Here is a 21,033-nt window from a genome sequence, read left to right as displayed (position 1 = left end):
TTCCCGTGGGTCGCGCCGTCCGCAGGGCGGCGTCCGGCCCGTGGTGGTGGCATCGGCGGGGTTGGTTCCGAGGCATTCGGGGCCCTCCCGGTCGATCCGCCGGCCGCGGCCCGTCGCGGGACGGTTGGTCCGGCCGGCGTGACCACACGCCGCGCACGCCCATCAGCGTGCGACCCGACATCCCGCACGGAGGGCGAAGTGGCCGAGAACAAGCGGCGCGGCGAGGACGCCGACGACGAGCGTCTGCGTGACGACGCGGTCGTCGACGAGGCCGACGGCGAGGCCGAGGACGACGCCACCGACGCGGACGAGCCGGTCTCCAGGGGCGGCACCGCCACCCGCAAGCGGGCCCGCGCCGAGTCGACCGAGGGCCGGAAGACCCGGAAGGACACCGAGCGGATCGGGCTCTTCGCCCGCATCGCGCGGTTCTTCCGCGAGGTCGTGGCCGAGCTGCGTAAGGTCATCTGGCCGACCCGCAAGGAGCTGCTGACCTACACGGCTGTGGTGGTCACCTTCGTCGCGGTGATGCTGGCGATCGTGGCCGGCCTGGACTACGGCTTCGCGAAGGCGGTGCTGTGGGTCTTCGGCAACCCCAGCTGACCGGCTACCAGCGAGACAGACGGAAGTGAGCGAGCGTGCCTGAGTACGACGAGACCGCCGAGACCCGGGACGACCAGTCTCCGGTGGCGACGGCGGCCAACGATGAGTCGGTCGAGGCCGCCAGCGCGCCGGAATTCCCGACCACCGAGCCGGAGCAGGAGTTCGACCCGGTCGCCGAGCTGCGCCAGAAGCTGCGCTACGCCCCCGGCGACTGGTACGTGGTGCACTCGTACGCCGGCTACGAGAACAAGGTCAAGACCAACCTCGAGACCCGGATCACGTCCCTCGACATGGAGGACTACATCTACCAGGTCGAGGTGCCGACCCGGGAAGAGGTCGAGGTCAAGAACGGCAAGCGGTCCCAGGTCCAGGCGAAGGTCTTCCCGGGCTACATCCTGGTCCGGATGGAGCTGACCGCGGAGTCCTACTCCTGCGTCCGGAACACTCCGGGTGTGACCGGCTTCGTCGGCGCGACCGACCGGGCCGACCGGCCGGCGCCGCTGAGCCTCGACGAGGTGCTGAAGTGGCTGGCCCCGGCGGTCGAGACCGAGCAGAAGAAGGCCAAGCCCGAGGTCAAGGTCCTCGACTTCGAGGTCGGTGACTCGGTCACCGTCACCGACGGCGCCTTCGCTTCCCTGCCGGCGACGATCAGCGAGATCAACGCCGACCAGCAGAAGCTCAAGGTGCTGGTGTCGATCTTCGGCCGGGAGACTCCGGTCGAGCTCAACTTCAACCAGGTCGCCAAGATCTGACGTACGTCGGCACCGGCGGGGGCCCTCGGGCCTGCCGCCGGTGCGTCGTTTCGCCGCCCCGCCGCACCTCGGCGGAGGGGCGACGGACGTCTGCGCTACCCTAGAACGTCGCCGCTGTCGCACCGCGCTGACCGTGCGCGCCCGCGGCCGGCGAGAATCCCAGTTCCAAGCCCCAGGAAGAGACATGCCTCCGAAGAAGAAGCTCGTCAAGACGTTCACGCTTCAGCTGCCGGCGGGCCAGGCCACCCCGGCGCCGCCGGTCGGCCCCGCGCTCGGCCAGCACGGCGTGAACATCATGGAGTTCTGCAAGTCCTACAACGCGCAGACTGAGTCGCAGCGGGGCGACATCGTCCCCGCCGAGATCAGCGTCTACGAGGACCGGACCTTCACCTTCGTGCTGAAGACCCCGCCCGCCGCCCGGCTGCTGATCAAGGCCGCCGGCGTGCCCAAGGGCTCGGGCGTCCCGCACAAGGAGAAGGTCGGCAGCGTCACCCGCGCCCAGGTGCGGGAGATCGCGGAGAAGAAGATGGCGGACCTCAACGCCAACGACCTCGACCAGGCTGAGAAGATCATCGCCGGCACCGCCCGGTCGATGGGCCTGAACGTCACCGACTGACCTCGGTCACCGCCCCACCCGACCAGTTCGTGGGAGGGCCTGCGGACGCCGCGGCCCGCCATAGACCACAGGAGTTACGAGAAATGCAGCGCAGCAAGAGCTACCGCAAGGCCGCCGAGGTCATCGACCGGTCGAAGCTCTACTCTCCCGCCGAGGCCGTCAAGCTGGCCAAGGAGTCCACCTCCGTCAAGTTCGACGCCACGGTCGAGGTCGCGATGCGCCTCGGCGTCGACCCCCGCAAGGCGGACCAGATGGTCCGCGGCACGGTCAACCTGCCGCACGGCACCGGTAAGACCGCCCGCGTGATCGTCTTCGCCGCCGGCGCGAAGGCCGAGGAGGCCGCCGCCGCGGGTGCGGACGAGGTGGGCACCGACGAGCTGGTCGCCCGTATCCAGGGCGGTTGGCTGGACTTCGACGCGGCGATCGCCACCCCGGACCAGATGGCCAAGATCGGCCGGATCGCGCGGATCCTGGGCCCGCGCGGCCTGATGCCGAACCCGAAGACGGGCACGGTGACCATGGACGTCGCCAAGGCCGTCTCGGACATCAAGGGCGGTAAGATCACCTTCCGGGTGGACAAGCACTCCAACCTGCACCTGATCATCGGCAAGGCCTCGTTCACCGAGTCCCAGCTGATCGACAACTACGCGGCGGTGCTGGACGAGGTGCTGCGGTCGAAGCCGTCCGCGGCCAAGGGCAAGTACCTGAAGAAGGTCACCCTCACCACCACCATGGGCCCGGGCGTCCCGGTCGACCCGAACGCGGTGAAGAACCTGACCGAGGCTCCGGCCGAGGCCTGAGCACGACAGCCCTGACGGGGTCCCGCCACTCACGTGGCGGGGCCCCGTTCGTCATTCCCGTGTGGCAGGCTCGCCGCATGCGGCTGGAGGACGTCTGGTTGCGCTACCACCGGCGCGGCCCGTGGGTGCTGCGTGGCGCGGAGGTGCGGATCGGCCCGGGCGAGGTGGCGGTGGTGCTCGGGCGCAACGGCGTCGGCAAGTCCACCCTGCTCCAGCTCGCCGCAGGCGTGCTCCGGCCGACCCGGGGTCGGGTGGTCGAGCGCCCCGCGGCCGTCGGCTGGGTCCCGGAGCGGTTCCCCGCCGACCAGCCGTTCACCGTGGGTGGGTACCTCACCGGGATGGGGCGGCTGGCCGGTCTCTCCGGTCCGGCGGCCGACCGGGCGGTGCGGCACTGGGTCGACCGGCTCGGCCTGGCCAGGTTCCACGGGGTCCGGCTGCCTGAGCTGTCGAAGGGCACCGCCCAGAAGGTCGGGCTGGCCCAGGCGATGCTGCGCCCGCCCGGCCTGCTCGTCCTCGACGAGCCCTGGGAGGGGCTGGATGCCGCCGCCCGCGAGCTGGTGCCGGAGCTGGTCGGCGAGGTGCTGTCCGGCGGCGGCGCGGTGCTGGTCAGTGACCACCGCGGCGAGACGGTGCGGCTGCCCGGCGCAGCGCGTTGGACGGTCGCCGACGGCACGGTCACCGCGCAGGCGCCGACCGAGGGTGCGGCCATGGTGGTGGTCGAGCTGGCGGTACCGGCCGTGGGGGTGGCGGACGCCGTCGCCCGGTTGCGCGCCGCCGGCCACCACGTTCTCCGGGTACGCGACCACGCCGCCCCGCCTCCCGCCGCGCGGCCCGGTCACGACTCCCCATCCGCCCCGGCCGAACCAGCGCGCGACGGTGCGGGTGCACGACCCGACCGGGTCGCCGGCCCCGGCGCGCCGGTCGACGCCATGGCGGCGCCCGCCGGCGGGGCTGACGATGCCGGTCCCGCCCCGGAGGTGGCCCGGTGACCGCGCTGGTCCGGCTGCGGCTGGCCGGCTTCCTGCGTACCGGACGGGCGCTGGCACCGGTGCTGGCCGGCCTGCTGGCCCTCGGCGTCCTCTACGGCGGCGGCCGGGCCCGGCCGGCGGAGGCGTACGGCGTCTCCGCGGTGGTGCTGTTCCCGGTGCTGGCCTGGCAGACCAAGATCCTGCTGGACGTCGAGCCGGACGTGCAGCGCCGGCTGGCCCGGGTGGTGGTGGGCCCGGTCCGGGAGCGGGCCGCCGGCCTGCTGGCGGGGGCCGTGGCCGGGCTCGGCACGGTGGCCGTCGCGCTGGTCTTCCCCTGGTTGGTCGGCGGGGTGACCGGCGAGACCGGGCCGGGGGACCGGTCAGTGGCCGCCGGAGTGGCCCTCGGCCTCTGGGCCCACCTGCTCGCCCTGCCGGCGGCCGTGGCGCTGGGCGCCCTGGCCAGCCGGGCGATCACCCGCAGCGCCGGGTACGGCGTGGCGGTGCTCTCGGTCGGCGCGGTCGGTGCCCTGGTGCTGGGGCTGAGCGACTCGGTGCTGCCGTGGCTGGCGCCGCCGGTGATGCCGACCGCCCGGGCGCTGACCGGCGACCTGACCGCCTCGGCGGCACTGCTCCTGAGCGCCTGGGCGCTGGTCTGGGCGGTGGTGGCCCTGGCCGGCTACGCCTGGGGCCGCCGTACCCGCGCCTGACCCGCCCGCCGGTCCGGGCCCCGACCGGGCATGCTCGCCCTGATCGACTCGGTGTGCCGCACACCGGCCTGTCCCGCCGGGCGATGGCGCAATGTGCCGTACCCGGGGTGGGTCATCAACCCGGGGTGAGGGTGACCGGGGGCACTCCGGGGGCGATTTGGAGGTAGCGGGACACGTCGCGTAACCTTGTCCCGTAGTTCCACCCAGAGACCGCTGGTCACCGTGCCCTGGCACGGTCGAAGGTCCCGCGATGACGGGCGACCCGCGCAGGGCGGCAAGCGAAAATCGGCGCTGTGCGTGGTCCGCCGACCGCGTCCGTTGTGCCGGCCCTCGCCCCGTGCGCCCTGCGCCGGGGCTTTTCTCGTTGTCGTGATGCCTCCGCCGCCGTCGCGAGCGTCCGCTCGTCGCCGGCGTACCAGCTCCGAGTAACGAGAGAGGAGGGACATGGCGGACAAGCCGATCCGGGCCGACAAGGCCACGGCCGTCGCCGAGCTGACCGAGAGCTTCCGCAACGCGGGGGCGACCGTGCTGACCGAGTACCGCGGACTCACGGTTTCGCAGCTCACCCAGCTGCGGCGCTCGCTCGGCAAGGAGACCAGCTACACGGTCGCGAAGAACACGCTGGCCAAGCGTGCGGCGACCGAGGCGGGCATCTCCGGCCTCGACGAGCTGTTCTCCGGTCCTACCGCGCTGACTTTCGTTTCGGGCGACGTCGTCGAGGCGGCGAAGGGGCTTCGCGACTTCGCGAAGGCCAACCCGAAGCTCGTCATCAAGGGCGGTGTCTTCGAGGGCAAGGCCATTTCCGCGGCCGAGGTCACGAAGCTCGCCGACCTGGAGTCCCGCGAGGTGCTGCTGGCGAAGCTGGCCGGCGCCATGAAGGGCAACCTGAGCAAGGCCGCGGCCCTGTTCCAGGCTCCGCTCGCCAAGACCGCGCGTCTGGCGGCCGCCCTGCAGGACAAGCGCGAGAAGGAGGGCGCCGAGGCGGCCTGAGGCCCCGCGGCGCACCCACGTTCTTAGTTAAACCATTCAGGAAAGGACGCCAGACATGGCGAAGCTCAGCACCGACGAGCTGCTCGACGCGTTCAAGGAGATGACGCTGATCGAGCTCTCCGAGTTCGTGAAGCAGTTCGAGGAGACCTTCGAGGTCACCGCCGCCGCTCCGGTCGCCGTGGCCGCGGGCCCGGCCGCCGGTGGCCCGGCCGCCCCGGCCGAGGAGGAGAAGGACGAGTTCGACGTCATCCTCGACGCCGACGGTGGCAAGAAGATCCAGGTCATCAAGGTCGTGCGTGAGCTGACCGGCCTGGGCCTGAAGGAGGCCAAGGACCTGGTCGAGGCCGCGCCGAAGGCGGTCCTGGAGAAGGTCAACAAGGAGACCGCCGAGAAGGCCAAGGCCAAGCTCGAGGGCGAGGGCGCCAAGGTCACCCTCAAGTGACCTTGCGTTGACCTGACGCGCGTCCGGCTCACGTGAGCCGGGGCACACCGCGTCGCGGCGGGCGGTGATCCGGGAACGGATCGCCGCCCGCTGTGGTTGGTGGCACCCGGTGGCAGCGGCGTGAGCAGGGCGTACAGGTCGTTCGCACCGGTTTCACAGCGGCGCCTGACGGTAGCCCGTCGGAGGGAAAGACACCCCGAGCAGTAACCGGCCCTTGACGCGGCACCGGGCTGCCAGGCACGCTGACACCAGCAAGACCTTCCGCGCTTGCAACGGCCACCTCTCGGGTATGGCAGCGGCAGCACCATCGCCGTGACACCCGAGCGGCCCGGCAGGAGCGTCGCGTTCCGAGCGGCCCGGTAGACCTGGTTTTCGAGGTCCCGAGGCAAGTTCCGCGACGACCCTGCGGGGTGGGCTGGACAGCGGTTAGCCTCTCGGCTACACTGCTAGTTTGCGCTGCCTTCCGACTTGACCCCTGCTCGGAAATGTCCGTTTGCGGATATTTCTGGTGGGGTCATTGGAGTGCACGCGTACCAGCCGTTCTGCAGCACCGGTCCTCGGAAGGACGCATCTTGGCAGCTTCCCGCCCTGCGAAGACCAGTCGTACGTCGAGCGCTTTTGCGCCCCGCCGAGTTTCTTTCGGCAGGATCACCGAACACCTCGAGGTCCCCAACCTCCTCGCCATCCAGAACGAGTCCTTCGACTGGCTCGTCGGCAACGAGGCTTGGCAGGGCCGGTCGGCGGACGACCCGCACGCACGCTCGGGTCTCGCGGAGATCCTCGACGAGATCAGTCCCATTGAGGACTTCTCCGGCACCATGTCGCTCTCCTTCTCGGCTCCGCGCTTCGACGAGGTCAAGGCCTCGATCGAGGAGTGCAAGGAGAAGGACCTGACCTACTGCGCCCCGCTGTTCGTGACCGCGGAGTTCACCAACAACACCACCGGCGAGATCAAGAGCCAGACGGTGTTCATGGGTGACTTCCCGATGATGACGCCGAAGGGCACCTTCATCATCAACGGCACCGAGCGAGTCGTGGTCAGCCAGCTCGTCCGCTCGCCGGGCGTCTACTTCGACAAGCAGCCGGACAAGACCTCCGACCGCGACCTCTCCAGCGTCAAGGTCATCCCGAGCCGGGGTGCCTGGCTGGAGTTCGACATCGACAAGCGCGACACGGTCGGCGTCCGCATCGACCGCAAGCGCCGGCAGGCCGTCACCGTCCTGCTCAAGGCCATCGGGTGGTCGGCGGAGCAGATCCGCGAGAAGTTCGGCTGGTCCGAGCTGATGATGACCACGCTCGAGAAGGACCACATCGGCGGCCAGGACGAGGCGCTGCTGGATATCTACCGGAAGCTCCGTCCGGGCGAGCCGCCGACCCGCGAGAACGCCCAGACCCTGCTCGACAACCTCTTCTTCAACCCGAAGCGGTACGACGTCGCCAAGGTCGGTCGTTACAAGTTCAACAAGAAGCTCGAAGTGGACGTGCCGATCACCACCGGCACGCTGACCGAGGACGACATCGTCGCCACCGTGGAATACCTCTGCCGGCTGCACGCCGGTGAGGAGGGCTACGAGGCCGACGACATCGACCACTTTGGCAACCGTCGCCTGCGTACCGTGGGCGAGCTGATCCAGAACCAGGTCCGGGTCGGCCTCTCCCGGATGGAACGCGTCGTCCGCGAGCGGATGACCACCCAGGACGTCGAGGCGATCACCCCGCAGACCCTGATCAACATCCGCCCGGTGGTGGCGGCGATCAAGGAGTTCTTCGGTACGTCGCAGCTGTCCCAGTTCATGGACCAGACCAACCCGCTGGCGGGCCTGACCCACCGGCGCCGGCTGAGCGCGCTCGGCCCGGGTGGTCTGTCCCGGGAGCGGGCCGGCTTCGAGGTCCGCGACGTGCACCCGTCCCACTATGGCCGGATGTGCCCGATCGAGACGCCGGAAGGCCCGAACATCGGTCTGATCGGCGCCCTGTCCACCTTCGCCCGGGTCAACCCGTTCGGCTTCATCGAGACGCCGTACCGGAAGGTCGTCAACGGTCGGGTCACCGACCAGATCGACTACCTGACCGCGGACGAGGAGGACCGGTTCGTCAAGGCGCAGGCCAACGCCCCGCTGAAGTCCGACGGGTCGTTCGCCGAGGACCGCGTCCTGGTCCGCCGTAAGGGCGGCGAGACCGAGGACGTGCCGCCGGAGGCCGTGGACTACATGGACGTGTCGCCGCGGCAGATGACCTCGGTCGCCACCGCGATGATCCCGTTCCTCGAGCACGACGACGCCAACCGCGCGCTCATGGGCGCGAACATGCAGCGCCAGGCGGTGCCGCTGGTCAAGGCCGAGTCGCCGCTGGTCGGTACGGGCATGGAGTACCGCGCGGCCGTGGACGCCGGTGACGTCGTCGTCGCCGAGGTCGGCGGTGTGATCGAGGACCTCTGCGCCGACTACATCACCGTCCACCAGGACGACGGCCACCGCCGGACGTACCTGCTGCACAAGTTCCGCCGCTCCAACGCCGGCTCCTGCGTCAACCAGAAGCCGGTCGTCTTCGAGGGCGACCGCGTCGAGGCCGGTCAGGTCATCGCCGACGGTCCGTGCACCGACGAGGGCGAGATGGCGCTCGGGCGCAACCTGCTCGTGGCGTTCATGACCTGGGAGGGCCACAACTACGAGGACGCGATCATCCTGTCGCAGCGCCTCGTGCAGCAGGACGTGCTCACCTCGATCCACATCGAGGAGCACGAGGTCGACGCCCGGGACACCAAGCTCGGTCCGGAGGAGATCACCCGCGACATCCCGAACGTCAGCGAGGAGATGCTCGCCGACCTCGACGAGCGCGGCATCATCCGGATCGGCGCCGAGGTCGTCCCCGGCGACATCCTGGTCGGCAAGGTCACCCCGAAGGGTGAGACCGAGCTGACCCCGGAGGAGCGGCTGCTCCGCGCGATCTTCGGCGAGAAGGCGCGCGAGGTCCGGGACACCTCGCTGAAGGTGCCGCACGGTGAGACCGGCACGGTCATCGGCGTGCGTACCTTCTCCCGGGAGGACGGCGACGAGCTGCCCCCGGGCGTCAACGAGCTGGTCCGGGTCTACGTGGCCCAGAAGCGCAAGATCCAGGACGGTGACAAGCTCGCGGGCCGCCACGGCAACAAGGGCGTCATCTCCAAGATCCTGCCGATCGAGGACATGCCGTTCCTGGAGGACGGCACCCCGGTCGACATCGTGCTGAACCCGCTCGGCGTGCCGTCCCGGATGAACATCGGCCAGGTCCTGGAGACCCACCTCGGGTGGGTGGCCAAGACCGGCTGGAGCGTCCAGGGCGACGACGAGGAGTGGAAGCGCCAGCTCCGTTCGATCGACGCGCACGAGTCCGAGCCGGACACCAACGTGGCCACCCCGGTCTTCGACGGTGCCCGCGAGGAGGAGATCGCCGGTCTGCTCGGGTCGACCCTGCCCAACCGGGACGGCGACCAGTTGATCGGGCGTACGGGCAAGGCGCGGCTGTTCGACGGTCGCTCCGGCGAGCCGCTGCCGGACCCGATCGCGGTCGGCTACATCTACATCCTGAAGCTCAACCACCTGGTCGACGACAAGATTCACGCCCGGTCGACCGGCCCGTACTCGATGATCACGCAGCAGCCGCTGGGTGGTAAGGCGCAGTTCGGTGGCCAGCGCTTCGGTGAGATGGAGTGCTGGGCGATGCAGGCGTACGGCGCCGCGTACGCCCTGCAGGAGCTGCTGACGATCAAGTCCGACGACGTCCTCGGCCGGGTGAAGGTCTACGAGGCGATCGTCAAGGGCGAGAACATCCCCGAGCCGGGCATCCCCGAGTCGTTCAAGGTGCTGCTCAAGGAGCTGCAGTCGCTGTGCCTCAACGTCGAGGTGCTGTCCAGCGACGGCGTGGCCCTGGAGATGCGCGAGACCGACGACGAGGTGTTCCGGGCTGCGGAGGAGCTGGGCATCGACCTGTCCCGGCGCGAGCCGAGCTCGGTCGAAGAGGTCTGAGGTGATGGTTCGGGGGCCGGTTCGCCGGCCCCCGAACCCGCCCGTTAGCTAGGCAGTACAGACGACGACATAGGGGACATAGTGCTCGACGTCAACTTCTTCGACGAGCTGCGCATCGGCCTCGCCACCGCCGACGACATCCGTCAGTGGTCCCACGGCGAGGTCAAGAAGCCCGAGACCATCAACTACCGCACCCTGAAGCCGGAGAAGGACGGGCTCTTCTGCGAGAAGATCTTCGGTCCGCAGCGGGACTGGGAGTGCTACTGCGGTAAGTACAAGCGGGTCCGCTTCAAGGGCATCATCTGCGAGCGCTGCGGCGTCGAGGTGACCCGCTCCAAGGTTCGCCGGGAGCGGATGGGTCACATCGAGCTGGCCGCTCCGGTGACCCACATCTGGTACTTCAAGGGCGTGCCGAGCCGGCTGGGCTACCTGCTGGACCTCGCCCCGAAGGACCTCGAGAAGATCATCTACTTCGCCTCGTACGTCGTGACGAGCGTGGACGCCGAGGCGCGTCACCGTGACCTCTCGACGATCGAGAACGAGATCCTGGCCGAGAAGCGGCAGGCCGAGAACAGCCGCGACTCGGAGATCGAGAAGCGGGCCGCCAAGCTCGAGGCCGACCTGGCCGAGCTGGAGGCCGAGGGCGCGAAGGCGGACGTCCGGCGCAAGGTCAAGGAGGGCGGCGAGCGCGAGATGCGCCAGATCCGCGACCGGGCCCAGCGCGAGATCGACCGCCTCGACGAGGTCCTCGACACCTTCCGCAAGCTCGAGCCCAAGCAGCTGGTCACCGACGAGCTGCTCTACCGCGAGCTGCGCGACCGCTTCGGCGAGTACTTCACCGGTGCCATGGGCGCCGAGGCCATCAAGGCGCTGGTCCAGAACATGGACCTCGACGCCGAGGCCGAGAGCCTGCGCGAGACCATCCGCACCGGCAAGGGCCAGCGGAAGATCCGGGCGCTCAAGCGGCTGAAGGTCGTCGCGGCGTTCCAGAACACCCGCAACTCGCCGCTCGGCATGGTGCTGGACTGCGTCCCGGTCATCCCGCCGGACCTGCGTCCGATGGTGCAGCTGGACGGTGGCCGCTTCGCGACCTCCGACCTGAACGACCTGTACCGCCGGGTGATCAACCGGAACAACCGCCTCAAGCGGCTGATCGACCTCGGCGCGCCCGAGATCATCGTCAACAACGAGAAGCGGATGCTCCAGGAGGCCGTCGACGCGCTGTTCGACAACGGTCGCCGCGGCCGGCCGGTCACCGGTCCGGGTAACCGCCCGCTGAAGTCGCTGTCCGACATGCTCAAGGGCAAGCAGGGCCGGTTCCGCCAGAACCTGCTGGGCAAGCGCGTCGACTACTCCGGCCGTTCGGTCATCGTGGTCGGCCCGAAGCTCAAGCTGCACCAGTGCGGCCTGCCCAAGCAGATGGCGCTGGAGCTGTTCAAGCCGTTCGTGATGAAGCGGCTGGTCGACCTCAACCACGCGCAGAACATCAAGTCCGCCAAGCGGATGGTCGAGCGGCAGCGGCCGGTCGTGTGGGACGTGCTGGAAGAGGTCATCGGCGAGCACCCGGTCCTGCTGAACCGGGCGCCGACCCTGCACCGGCTGGGCATCCAGGCCTTCGAGCCGCAGCTGGTCGAGGGCAAGGCCATCCAGATCCACCCGCTGGTCTGCACCGCGTTCAACGCCGACTTCGACGGTGACCAGATGGCGGTGCACGTGCCGCTGTCCGCCGAGGCCCAGGCCGAGGCGCGGATCCTGATGCTGTCGTCGAACAACATCCTCAAGCCGGCCGACGGCAAGCCGGTCACCATGCCCACCCAGGACATGGTCATCGGCCTCTACCACCTCACCCACCTGACTCCGGGTGGCCAGGGTGAGGGCCGGGCGTTCAGCTCGGACGCCGAGGCGCGGATGGCGTTCGACAACGGCGAGCTGCACCTGCAGGCTCCGGTCAAGATCCGGCTGCGGGACGTCGTCGGGGTCGACAACGGCGCCGGCGCCGAGCCGTGGGTCGCGCCCGAGGGCTGGGCCGAGGGTGAGCCGGTGACGGTGGAGACCACCCTGGGCCGGGTCCTGTTCAACGAGACGCTGCCGCCGGGCTACCGCTTCGTGAACTACGAGATCCGCAAGGGCCAGCTCTCCGCGATCGTCAACGACCTCGCGGAGCGCTTCCCGAAGGTGGCTCTCGCGGCCACCCTCGACGGACTCAAGGAGGCCGGTTTCCACTGGGCCACCTGGTCCGGCGTCACCATCGGCATGGAGGACGTCATCGCTCCGCCGCGCAAGCGGGAGATCCTGGAGCGGTACGAGAAGGAAGCCGACCGGATCGACAAGCAGTACCAGCGTGGTCTGATGACCGCCGAGGAGCGCCGCGGCGAGCTCATCGAGATCTGGACCAAGGCGACCAACGAGGTCGCCAAGGAGATGGACACCGCGCTGCCGCAGGAGAACCCGCTGTGGAAGATGATCAACTCGGGCGCCCGCGGTAACCTGCTCCAGCTCCGACAGATCGCGGCGATCCGTGGTCTGGTGGCCAACCCGAAGGGCGAGATCATCCCGCGGCCCATCAAGGCCTCGTACCGGGAGGGTCTGTCCGTGCTGGAGTACTTCATCTCCACGCACGGTGCCCGTAAGGGTCTCGCGGACACCGCCCTGCGTACCGCCGACTCGGGTTACCTGACCCGGCGTCTGGTGGACGTCTCGCAGGACGTCATCATCCGCGAGGAGGACTGCGGCACCGACCGCGCCATCCCCATGCAGATCGGCGAGCGGATCGACGGCAAGCTGGTCGTGCACGAGCACGCCGAGACCAGCGTGCACGCCCGTACCCTGGCCGACGACATCAAGGGGCCGGACGGCACCGTGGTGGCCGAGCGGGGTCAGGACATCAACTCGATCCTGGTCGACCGGATCGTCGCGGCCGGGGTGGAGAGCGTCCGGGTGCGCAGCGTGCTCACCTGCGAGTCGAAGCTGGGCGTCTGCGGTGCGTGCTACGGCCGCTCGCTGCCGACCGGCAAGACGGTGGACGTCGGCGAGGCGGTCGGCATCATCGCCGCCCAGTCGATCGGTGAGCCGGGTACGCAGCTGACGATGCGTACCTTCCACACCGGTGGTGTCGCGGGTGAGGACATCACCCAGGGTCTGCCCCGGGTCCAGGAGATCTTCGAGGCCCGGGTCCCGAAGGGTAAGGCGCCCATCGCCGACACCCCGGGTCGGATCCGGATCGAGGACGGCGAGCGGTCGCGGAAGATCATCGTGGTGCCGGACGACGGCAGCGACGAGATCGTCTACGACAAGATCTCCAAGCGGGTCCGGCTGCGGGCCCACGACGGCGACCACGTCGAGGTCGGCGAGAAGCTCACCGAGGGCACCATCGACCCGCACGAGCTGCTGCGCATCCTCGGCCCGCGCGCGGTCCAGGTCCACCTGACCCAGGAGGTCCAGGAGGTCTACCGCTCGCAGGGTGTGCTCATCCACGACAAGCACATCGAGATCATCATCCGCCAGATGCTCAAGCGGGTGACGGTCATCGACTCCGGCTCGACCGAGTTCCTGCCGGGCGTGCTGGTCGACCGGGCGCTCTTCGAGTCGGAGAACCGCCGGCTCGTGTCCGAGGGCGGCGAGCCCGCGGCGGGTCGCCCGGTGCTGATGGGTATCACCAAGGCCTCGCTGGCCACGGACTCCTGGCTGTCGGCGGCCTCCTTCCAGGAGACCACCCGGGTGCTGACGGACGCGGCGATCCACGCCCGCAGCGACTCGCTGATCGGCCTCAAGGAGAACGTGATCATCGGTAAGCTCATCCCGGCCGGTACGGGCATCAGCAAGTACCGCAACGTCCGGGTCGAGCCGACCGAGGAGGCGAAGGCCAAGGTCTACTCGATGACCGGCTACCCGGAGACCGACTACGGCTTCGGGCCGGCCAGCGGCCAGGCGGTGCCGCTGGACGACTTCGACTTCGGGTCGTACCGCTAAGCACCAGCAACGACGAGGCCCCCGGCACCCGCCGGGGGCCTCGTCGCGTCCGCGGCCAGGCCTCCCGTCGGGCGTGGTGCCGGTGCCCGCGACCCGCCCGGCGACCGGTTGGCGGTCTGCTCCTCCTGAGTGTCGGGTGCGGCGGGCCGGGGCATGATGGACGGCATGACGACCGCGCCCGGGCAGGTGCCCGTCGCCCAGCAGGGGCTGCGCCATCCGCTCGATCCTGAGCCGGTCCGCTCGACGAAGGCCCGCGCCGTCTTCGCTCTGGGGCTGATCGGTGGGCTGACCGGGCTGTTCATCGGCGGGGTGGTGCCGTCGACCATCGCCCTGTGGCTCGCCCGCCAGGCCCGGCGGGAGGCGTACGCCTCGGGCGGGTTCCTCACCGGTGCGGACTGCCTACGGCGCGGGGAGCGGCTGGCCTGGACGGGCCTGGTGCTGTGTGCGGTCGCGGTGGTGGTGGCCGTGGTGATCGGAGTGGTCCGGCTCGCGGACAGTCCCTTCGGGCACGACTACCCCCAGAACGTCGACTGACCGGGCGGGGGAGCGGCTCCGCGCCCGGGCCCGGCGGCGGGACCCGCGACGGTAGCCTGGCCGGTGTCCGCCGCGCGGCGGGTGAGCCATGTCGACAGGAGGACCACGTGACGGAGCCGGCCCCACCGTCGGGAGACGACCCGACCCGGTCCGTCGCCGGGCCAGAGGCCGCCGCGCCGACGCCGGGCCCGGACCCCACCAGCCCGTGGGCCGCGCCGAGGGTCGGGCCGGACGAGGGGCCGAGCGCGTCGCCGGAGGTCGCCAGCCGGGGGTACGCTCCGCCGCCGGCCGCCCCGCAGTCCTCCCCGCTGGGGCCGTGGCCGCCCGACGGCCCGTACCCGCCGGTCGGGGCGTCGGCCCCGGGTGCCTCGCCCGGCCAGCGGCCGGCTCCGCCCTATGTCGGACACCCCCTTCCGGCCGGCCCCGGACCGCACCACGGGCCGCCGCCCGCCCCCGCCGGCTGGGCGGGGCCCGGGGCGTACCCGGGAACCCCGCCGGTGCCCGGCCGCGAGTGGGCGGGCCCGGGCAGCGTGCCGCCCGGCGGCGCCTGGGCCCCGACCCCGCCGGCGGCCGGTCCGCGGCCGGGGGTGCTGCCGCCGCCCCCGCAGGAGGCCCCGCGCCCGCCGAAGCGGGTCGACCCGGTCCCCGGCACCCCGTTCGGCGTGGTCCACCTGGACGTGCCCCCGGTGACCTCGGGGCTCGCCATCGGCTCGTTGGTCGCCGGGATCGCCTCGATCCTGGTCTCGCTGCTGGTCTTCTGCTTCGGCATCGCCGGGCCGAACCTCGGCGGTGCCTGGGCGGCCGGGGCGTTCACGGTGCTCGGCGCGCTCGCCGGCGGCGCCGCCATCGTGACCGGCTTGCTGGCCCGCCGGCAGATCCGGCGCCCGGCACCGCCGCCGGGGGTCCGGTTCACCGGGCGGGGACTGGCCGTGGCCGGCCTCAGCTGCGGGGGAGTCGGGCTGCTGCTCAGCCTGCTCGGGCTCGGGGTGGCGCTGGTGGTGCAGCTCACGTGAGCCGAGTCCGGCGACCGGTCCGCCGGCCGACCAGGCAGGACGGCCGCGGCGGGGGGTCCGCCGGCCGGGCGGAACCGGGGCCCCCGGGTCGATGCGGGGCGAAGCCGGTACACTTGTCGCCGTAGGTGCCCGTCGTGGGCGGGCAGGGAAGAGACGATCGGCCGGCGGACCGCGAGGCGGTTCAACCGGACCGCTCCGTTTTGACCTGCGCGGCTGTGGTAGGTACCCTTTCCCCTTGTGCCCGGGCATGCCCGGGCAATGCGTGCGTGCGCTGGCACCGGATTCCGGTGATCGTGCGGCGGCACGACCAAGTCCAAGATCCGGTGTTTGGAATTTCCTGCGCCGGTGACAGAAACCCGGTACGACGCGCGAGCGGCGTACCGGGACCGTGATCCGGGCGACACGCCCGACCGCGGGTGCTGGGACCCCCGTCAGGTGGCCCTGGTTGGAATGTAGGAGAGCCGTCCATCAGGTCGGCTAACGAGCAGACAGCGCGGTCGCCTCGCAGCGGCCGAAGGGAGCGGAGAAACCCGGTGCCCACCATCCAGCAGTTGGTCCGAAAGGGCCGCCAGGCCAAGACGACCAAGACCAAGACCCCGGCGCTGAAGGGGTCTCCCCAGCGGCGCGGCGTGTGCACCCGCGTGTACACCACCACCCCGAAGAAGCCGAACTCGGCGCTGCGCAAGGTCGCTCGTGTCAAGCTCAGCAGCCAGATCGAGGTGACCGCCTACATCCCGGGCGTCGGCCACAACCTGCAGGAGCACTCGATCGTGCTCGTTCGCGGTGGCCGGGTGAAGGACCTCCCCGGCGTGCGGTACAAGATCGTCCGCGGTTCGCTGGACACCCAGGGTGTCCGCAACCGCAAGCAGGCGCGCAGCCGCTACGGCGCGAAGAAGGAGAAGAGCTGACATGCCGCGTAAGGGACCCGCTCCGCGGAAGCCGCTGGTCGCTGACCCGGTGTACAACTCGCCGCTGGTGACCCAGCTGGTGAACAAGATCCTGCTGCGCGGCAAGCGCCAGCTCGCCGAGAGCATCGTGTACGCCGCCCTCGAGGGCTGCCGCGAGAAGTCCGGCACCGACCCGGTCGTCACCCTGAAGCGGGCGATGGACAACGTCAAGCCGACCCTTGAGGTGCGCAGCCGCCGCGTCGGTGGCGCCACCTACCAGGTCCCGGTCGAGGTCCGGCCCGCCCGGGCGACCACCCTGGGCCTGCGCTGGCTGGTCACCTACTCCCGCGCCCGGCGCGAGAAGACCATGGTCGAGCGGCTGATGAACGAGCTGCTGGACGCGAGCAACGGCCTTGGTGCCGCCGTCAAGCGGCGCGAGGACACGCACAAGATGGCCGAGTCCAACAAGGCCTTCGCGCACTACCGCTGGTAACACCTTGGTTCCGGCGCCCACGAGGCGCCGGAACCGCCACCAGTTGTGTCGAGACGACGATAAGTAGGGATTGAAGTGGCCGCCGCAGACGCGCTCGCCAACGTACGCAACATCGGCATCATGGCGCACATCGATGCCGGTAAGACCACTACCACCGAGCGGATCCTGTTCTACACCGGTATCACCTACAAGATCGGTGAAGTCCACGAGGGCGCTGCCGTCATGGACTGGATGGAGCAGGAGCAGGAGCGGGGTATCACCATCACTTCCGCCGCCACGAAGTGCGAGTGGAAGGGCCACACGATCCAGATCATCGACACGCCCGGCCACGTCGACTTCACGGTCGAGGTCGAGCGGTCGCTGCGGGTCCTGGACGGTGCGGTCGCGGTCTACGACGGCGTCGCCGGCGTGGAGCCGCAGACGGAGAACGTCTGGCGCCAGGCGGACAAGTACAACGTCCCCCGGATGTGCTTCGTCAACAAGCTGGACCGGACCGGTGCCGACTTCTTCCGCTGCGTGCAGATGATGATCGACCGGCTCAACGCCACCCCGCTGGTCCTCCAGATCCCGATCGGCGCCGAGGCCGACTTCATCGGTGTGGTCGACCTGATCGAGATGCGCGCCCTCACCTGGCGCGGGGAGACCCAGAAGGGTGAGGACTACGCGATCGAGGAGATTCCGGCCGACCTCGCCGACTCCGCCGCGGAGTGGCGCGAGAAGCTGATGGAGACCCTCGCCGACGTCGACGACGCGGTGATGGAGAAGTACCTGGAGGGCGAGGAGATCTCCGTCGAGGAGATCAAGGCCGCCATCCGCCGGGCCACCATCGCCGGCAAGGCCAACCCCGTCTTCACCGGCACCGCCTTCAAGAACAAGGGCATCCAGCCCATGCTCGACGCGGTGGTCGCCTACCTGCCGTCGCCGCTGGACATCCCGGCCATCGAGGGCACCGCGACCGACGGCGAGACCCCGATGCAGCGGAAGCCGTCCACCTCGGAGCCGTTCTCGGGCCTGGCCTTCAAGATCCAGACCGACAAGCACCTTGGCAAGCTCACCTACGTCCGGGTCTACTCCGGCGTGGTCGAGTCCGGGACCCAGGTGGTCAACTCCACCAAGGACCGCAAGGAGCGGATCGGCAAGATCTACCAGATGCACGCCAACAAGCGGGAGGAGCGCAGCTCCGCCAAGGCTGGCGACATTATCGCGGTGCAGGGTCTCAAGCAGACCACCACCGGTGACACGCTGTGCGACCCGGCGAACCCGGTCATCCTGGAGTCGATGACCTTCCCGGAGCCGGTCATCGAGGTCGCCATCGAGCCGAAGACCAAGGCCGACCAGGAGAAGCTCAGCACCGCCATCCAGCGGCTGGCCGAGGAGGACCCGACCTTCCGCGTCAAGCTGGACGAGGAGACCGGCCAGACGGTCATCTCCGGCATGGGCGAGCTGCACCTGGACATCCTGGTCGACCGGATGCGCCGCGAGTTCAACGTCGAGGCGAACATCGGTAAGCCGCAGGTGGCGTACCGCGAGACCATCCGCCGCACGGTGGAGAAGGTCGAGTACACCCACAAGAAGCAGACCGGTGGTTCCGGCCAGTACGCCCGCGTGATCGTGAGCATCGAGCCGCTGCCGCTGGACAACGACTCGCCGACCTACGAGTTCGCCAACGCCGTCACCGGTGGCCGCATCCCCCGGGAGTTCATCCCCTCGGTGGACGCGGGTGCCCAGGACGCGATGCAGTACGGCATTCTCGCCGGCTTCCCGCTGGTGGGTGTCAAGCTGACGCTGCTGGACGGCCAGTACCACGAGGTCGACTCGTCGGAAATGGCATTCAAGATCGCCGGTTCGATGGTGATGAAGGAGGCGGCCCGCAAGGCCGATCCCGCGCTGCTCGAGCCGATGATGGCTGTTGAGGTCACCACTCCTGAGGAGAACATGGGTGACGTCATCGGCGACCTCAACTCCCGGCGCGGCATCATCCAGGCGATGGAGGAGCGTCACGGCGCCCGCATCGTCCGGGCCCTGGTGCCGCTGTCGGAGATGTTCGGCTACGTCGGCGACCTGCGGTCGAAGACCCAGGGCCGGGCTAGCTACAGCATGCAGTTCGACTCCTACGCCGAGGTTCCGCAGAGCGTGGCGAAGGAGATCATCGCCAAGGCGACTGGTGAGTGACGCTCACCTGAGCTGATCCGATGAGCCGGGGCTGGTCGCGGGAGGGGACCTCCCGCCCGCGGCCACCTCGGGCGAGTTGTGTGAATCCGGGCCTGTAGGCTTCATCGCCGCAGAACCCACAAAGGCTCTCCGGCCGTCAGGTCGGAAAGGCTGTCGACAGAGTCCTAAGCGCCGACCCGGCGCGCCGGGGCGAACGAACCAAGAAAGTCCACAGGAGGACACCAGTGGCGAAGGCGAAGTTCGAGCGGACTAAGCCGCACGTCAACATCGGCACCATTGGTCACATCGACCACGGTAAGACGACGCTGACGGCGGCCATCACCAAGGTCCTGCACGACCAGTACCCGGACCTGAACCCGTACACGCCGTTCGACGAGATCGACAAGGCGCCGGAGGAGAAGGCCCGCGGCATCACGATCTCGATCGCGCACGTCGAGTACCAGACCGAGGCGCGTCACTACGCGCACGTCGACTGCCCCGGTCACGCCGACTACATCAAGAACATGATCACCGGTGCCGCGCAGATGGACGGCGCGATCCTGGTGGTGGCGGCGACCGACGGCCCGATGCCGCAGACCCGCGAGCACGTGCTGCTGGCCCGTCAGGTCGGCGTGCCGTACATCGTCGTGGCGCTCAACAAGAGCGACATGGTCGACGACGAGGAGCTCCTGGAGCTCGTCGAGCTCGAGGTCCGCGAGCTGCTCTCCTCGCAGGAGTACCCGGGTGACGACCTGCCGGTCGTCCGGGTCTCGGCGCTGAAGGCCCTCGAGGGCGACCCGGAGTGGACCGGGAAGCTCCTGGACCTGATGAACGCCGTCGACACCGCGATCCCGCAGCCGGAGCGCGAGACCGAGAAGCCGTTCCTCATGCCGATCGAGGACGTCTTCACCATCACCGGCCGCGGCACCGTGGTCACCGGTCGCGCGGAGCGCGGCATCCTCAAGCCGAACGAGGAGGTGGAGATCGTCGGCATCCGCGAGAAGTCGATGAAGACCACCTGCACCGGCATCGAGATGTTCCGCAAGCTGCTCGACGAGGCCCGCGCGGGCGAGAACGTCGGTCTGCTGCTGCGCGGCATCAAGCGCGAGGACGTCGAGCGCGGCATGGTCGTCATCAAGCCGGGCACCACGACCCCGCACACGGAGTTCGAGGCGACGGTCTACATCCTCTCCAAGGAGGAGGGTGGCCGCCACACCCCGTTCTTCCAGAACTACCGTCCGCAGTTCTACTTCCGGACCACGGACGTCACCGGCGTCGTCACGCTGCCCGAGGGCACCGAGATGGTCATGCCGGGCGACAACACCACGATGACCGTGAAGCTGATCCAGCCCATCGCGATGGAGGAGAACCTCAAGTTCGCGATCCGGGAGGGTGGCCGTACGGTCGGCGCGGGTCGCGTCACCAAGATCATCAAGTGAGCTGGGTAACCCCGATTAGCGTCGCCGCCGGTCGTGCGGCATACTAGTCAGGTTGCGTAACGACGGTCAGTCGCCTGCGTCCGGTGTCTGCTGGACCTCCGGGTGACCGACAGTCTCGCGTAGGGTGGTTGATCGCCCCTGGCGGTCAACCACCCTCGCGCGGCGTCCAGGTCGCGGTAACGCGATCGGCGCCATGACCCACCGCGTGGTCGGAGAGCCGCTCCGGAGTCCCGGGGCGGAGCCCGGCCCACGGGCGCGACACGCCCGACCGCGGGGGTCGGCGGAAGTGGGCCTGTGCCAGCCGGTACAGGCGCCCGCAACACAGCGGCATCGAGAGAAGGAACAGAAGCCACCATGGCGGGACAGAAGATCCGCATCCGGCTCAAGGCCTATGACCACGAGGTCGTCGACTCCTCGGCTCGGAAGATCGTCGAGACGGTGACGCGTACCGGGGCGCAGGTCGCTGGCCCGGTGCCGCTGCCCACGGAGATCAACCGTTTCTGCGTTATCCGCTCGCCGCACAAGTACAAGGACTCGCGCGAGCACTTCGAGATGCGCACGCACAAGCGGCTGATCGACATCATCGACCCGACCCCGAAGACGGTCGACTCGCTCATGCGCCTCGACCTGCCGGCTGGCGTCGACATCGAGATCAAGCTGTAGGGACC

Annotated in this window: 17 protein-coding genes; all 17 read left to right on the top strand. The window is 69.7% G+C overall.

All coding sequences use genetic code 11. The features are described from left to right. The first annotated feature begins 198 nt into the window (after window positions 1–198). Window positions 199–600, top strand: a complete 402-nt coding sequence (secE, locus tag ACFYML_RS01020; protein WP_357438220.1) for a preprotein translocase subunit SecE — start codon at window positions 199–201, stop codon at window positions 598–600. 35 nt (window positions 601–635) lie between these two features. Beyond that, window positions 636–1,352 carry a transcription termination/antitermination protein NusG gene (nusG, locus tag ACFYML_RS01015; protein WP_387418663.1) on the top strand — a complete coding sequence of 239 codons (717 nt, stop codon included), beginning with the start codon at window positions 636–638 and terminating at the stop codon, window positions 1,350–1,352. Between the two features lie 184 nt (window positions 1,353–1,536). Then, window positions 1,537–1,968, top strand: coding sequence for a 50S ribosomal protein L11 (rplK, locus tag ACFYML_RS01010; protein ID WP_073837335.1), 432 nt, complete (start codon window positions 1,537–1,539; stop codon window positions 1,966–1,968). Window positions 1,969–2,051: 83 nt separating this feature from the next. Beyond that, a complete protein-coding gene (gene rplA, locus ACFYML_RS01005) occupies window positions 2,052–2,768 on the top strand; it encodes a 50S ribosomal protein L1 (protein ID WP_073837336.1) in 717 nt (238 codons plus the stop codon). A 77-nt stretch (window positions 2,769–2,845) separates the two neighbouring features. After that, on the top strand, window positions 2,846–3,757 hold the full coding sequence (locus ACFYML_RS01000) for an ATP-binding cassette domain-containing protein (RefSeq protein ID WP_387418662.1): 912 nt from the start codon (window positions 2,846–2,848) through the stop codon (window positions 3,755–3,757). Beyond that, a complete protein-coding gene (locus tag ACFYML_RS00995) occupies window positions 3,754–4,443 on the top strand; it encodes a hypothetical protein (protein ID WP_387418661.1) in 690 nt (229 codons plus the stop codon). The genes ACFYML_RS01000 and ACFYML_RS00995 overlap by 4 nt, the downstream gene beginning before the upstream one ends. A 444-nt stretch (window positions 4,444–4,887) precedes the next feature. Then, window positions 4,888–5,433 (top strand): 50S ribosomal protein L10, encoded by a 546-nt coding sequence (rplJ, locus tag ACFYML_RS00990; RefSeq protein ID WP_073837339.1) that lies wholly within the window; start codon window positions 4,888–4,890, stop codon window positions 5,431–5,433. A gap of 55 nt (window positions 5,434–5,488) precedes the next feature. Beyond that, window positions 5,489–5,875 (top strand): 50S ribosomal protein L7/L12, encoded by a 387-nt coding sequence (gene rplL / locus ACFYML_RS00985; protein WP_357438212.1) that lies wholly within the window; start codon window positions 5,489–5,491, stop codon window positions 5,873–5,875. Window positions 5,876–6,447: 572 nt separating this feature from the next. Next, a complete protein-coding gene (locus ACFYML_RS00980; RefSeq protein ID WP_387418660.1) occupies window positions 6,448–9,879 on the top strand; it encodes a DNA-directed RNA polymerase subunit beta in 3,432 nt (1,143 codons plus the stop codon). A gap of 81 nt (window positions 9,880–9,960) precedes the next feature. Then, entirely contained in the window at window positions 9,961–13,848 is a 3,888-nt protein-coding gene (locus ACFYML_RS00975) for a DNA-directed RNA polymerase subunit beta' (protein ID WP_387418659.1), read from the top strand. 165 nt (window positions 13,849–14,013) lie between these two features. Next, entirely contained in the window at window positions 14,014–14,382 is a 369-nt protein-coding gene (locus tag ACFYML_RS00970) for a hypothetical protein (RefSeq protein ID WP_387418658.1), read from the top strand. 587 nt (window positions 14,383–14,969) lie between these two features. After that, complete coding sequence (locus tag ACFYML_RS00965) at window positions 14,970–15,395, top strand: hypothetical protein (protein WP_387419006.1); 426 nt, start codon at window positions 14,970–14,972, stop codon at window positions 15,393–15,395. A gap of 533 nt (window positions 15,396–15,928) precedes the next feature. Further along, window positions 15,929–16,303, top strand: a complete 375-nt coding sequence (gene rpsL / locus ACFYML_RS00960; RefSeq protein WP_007465318.1) for a 30S ribosomal protein S12 — start codon at window positions 15,929–15,931, stop codon at window positions 16,301–16,303. A 1-nt stretch (window position 16,304) separates the two neighbouring features. Further along, window positions 16,305–16,775, top strand: coding sequence for a 30S ribosomal protein S7 (gene rpsG, locus ACFYML_RS00955; RefSeq protein WP_073834936.1), 471 nt, complete (start codon window positions 16,305–16,307; stop codon window positions 16,773–16,775). Between the two features lie 75 nt (window positions 16,776–16,850). Next, window positions 16,851–18,947, top strand: a complete 2,097-nt coding sequence (gene fusA / locus ACFYML_RS00950; RefSeq protein ID WP_073834935.1) for an elongation factor G — start codon at window positions 16,851–16,853, stop codon at window positions 18,945–18,947. Window positions 18,948–19,171: 224 nt separating this feature from the next. Beyond that, window positions 19,172–20,365, top strand: coding sequence for an elongation factor Tu (tuf, locus tag ACFYML_RS00945; RefSeq protein ID WP_073834934.1), 1,194 nt, complete (start codon window positions 19,172–19,174; stop codon window positions 20,363–20,365). 354 nt (window positions 20,366–20,719) lie between these two features. Beyond that, the gene (gene rpsJ / locus ACFYML_RS00940; RefSeq protein WP_007073037.1) at window positions 20,720–21,028 is read left to right on the top strand and encodes a 30S ribosomal protein S10; all 309 of its coding nucleotides are present in this window, start codon (window positions 20,720–20,722) and stop codon (window positions 21,026–21,028) included. Window positions 21,029–21,033: the final 5 nt, after the last annotated feature.

This window comes from Micromonospora sp. NPDC007230, assembly GCF_042869115.1.
In the GTDB taxonomy this organism is placed as follows: Bacteria; Actinomycetota; Actinomycetes; order Mycobacteriales; family Micromonosporaceae; genus Micromonospora.
The sequence above is the reverse complement of the archived record's forward strand: the minus strand, read 5'-3'. Positions and strand labels throughout refer to the sequence as shown.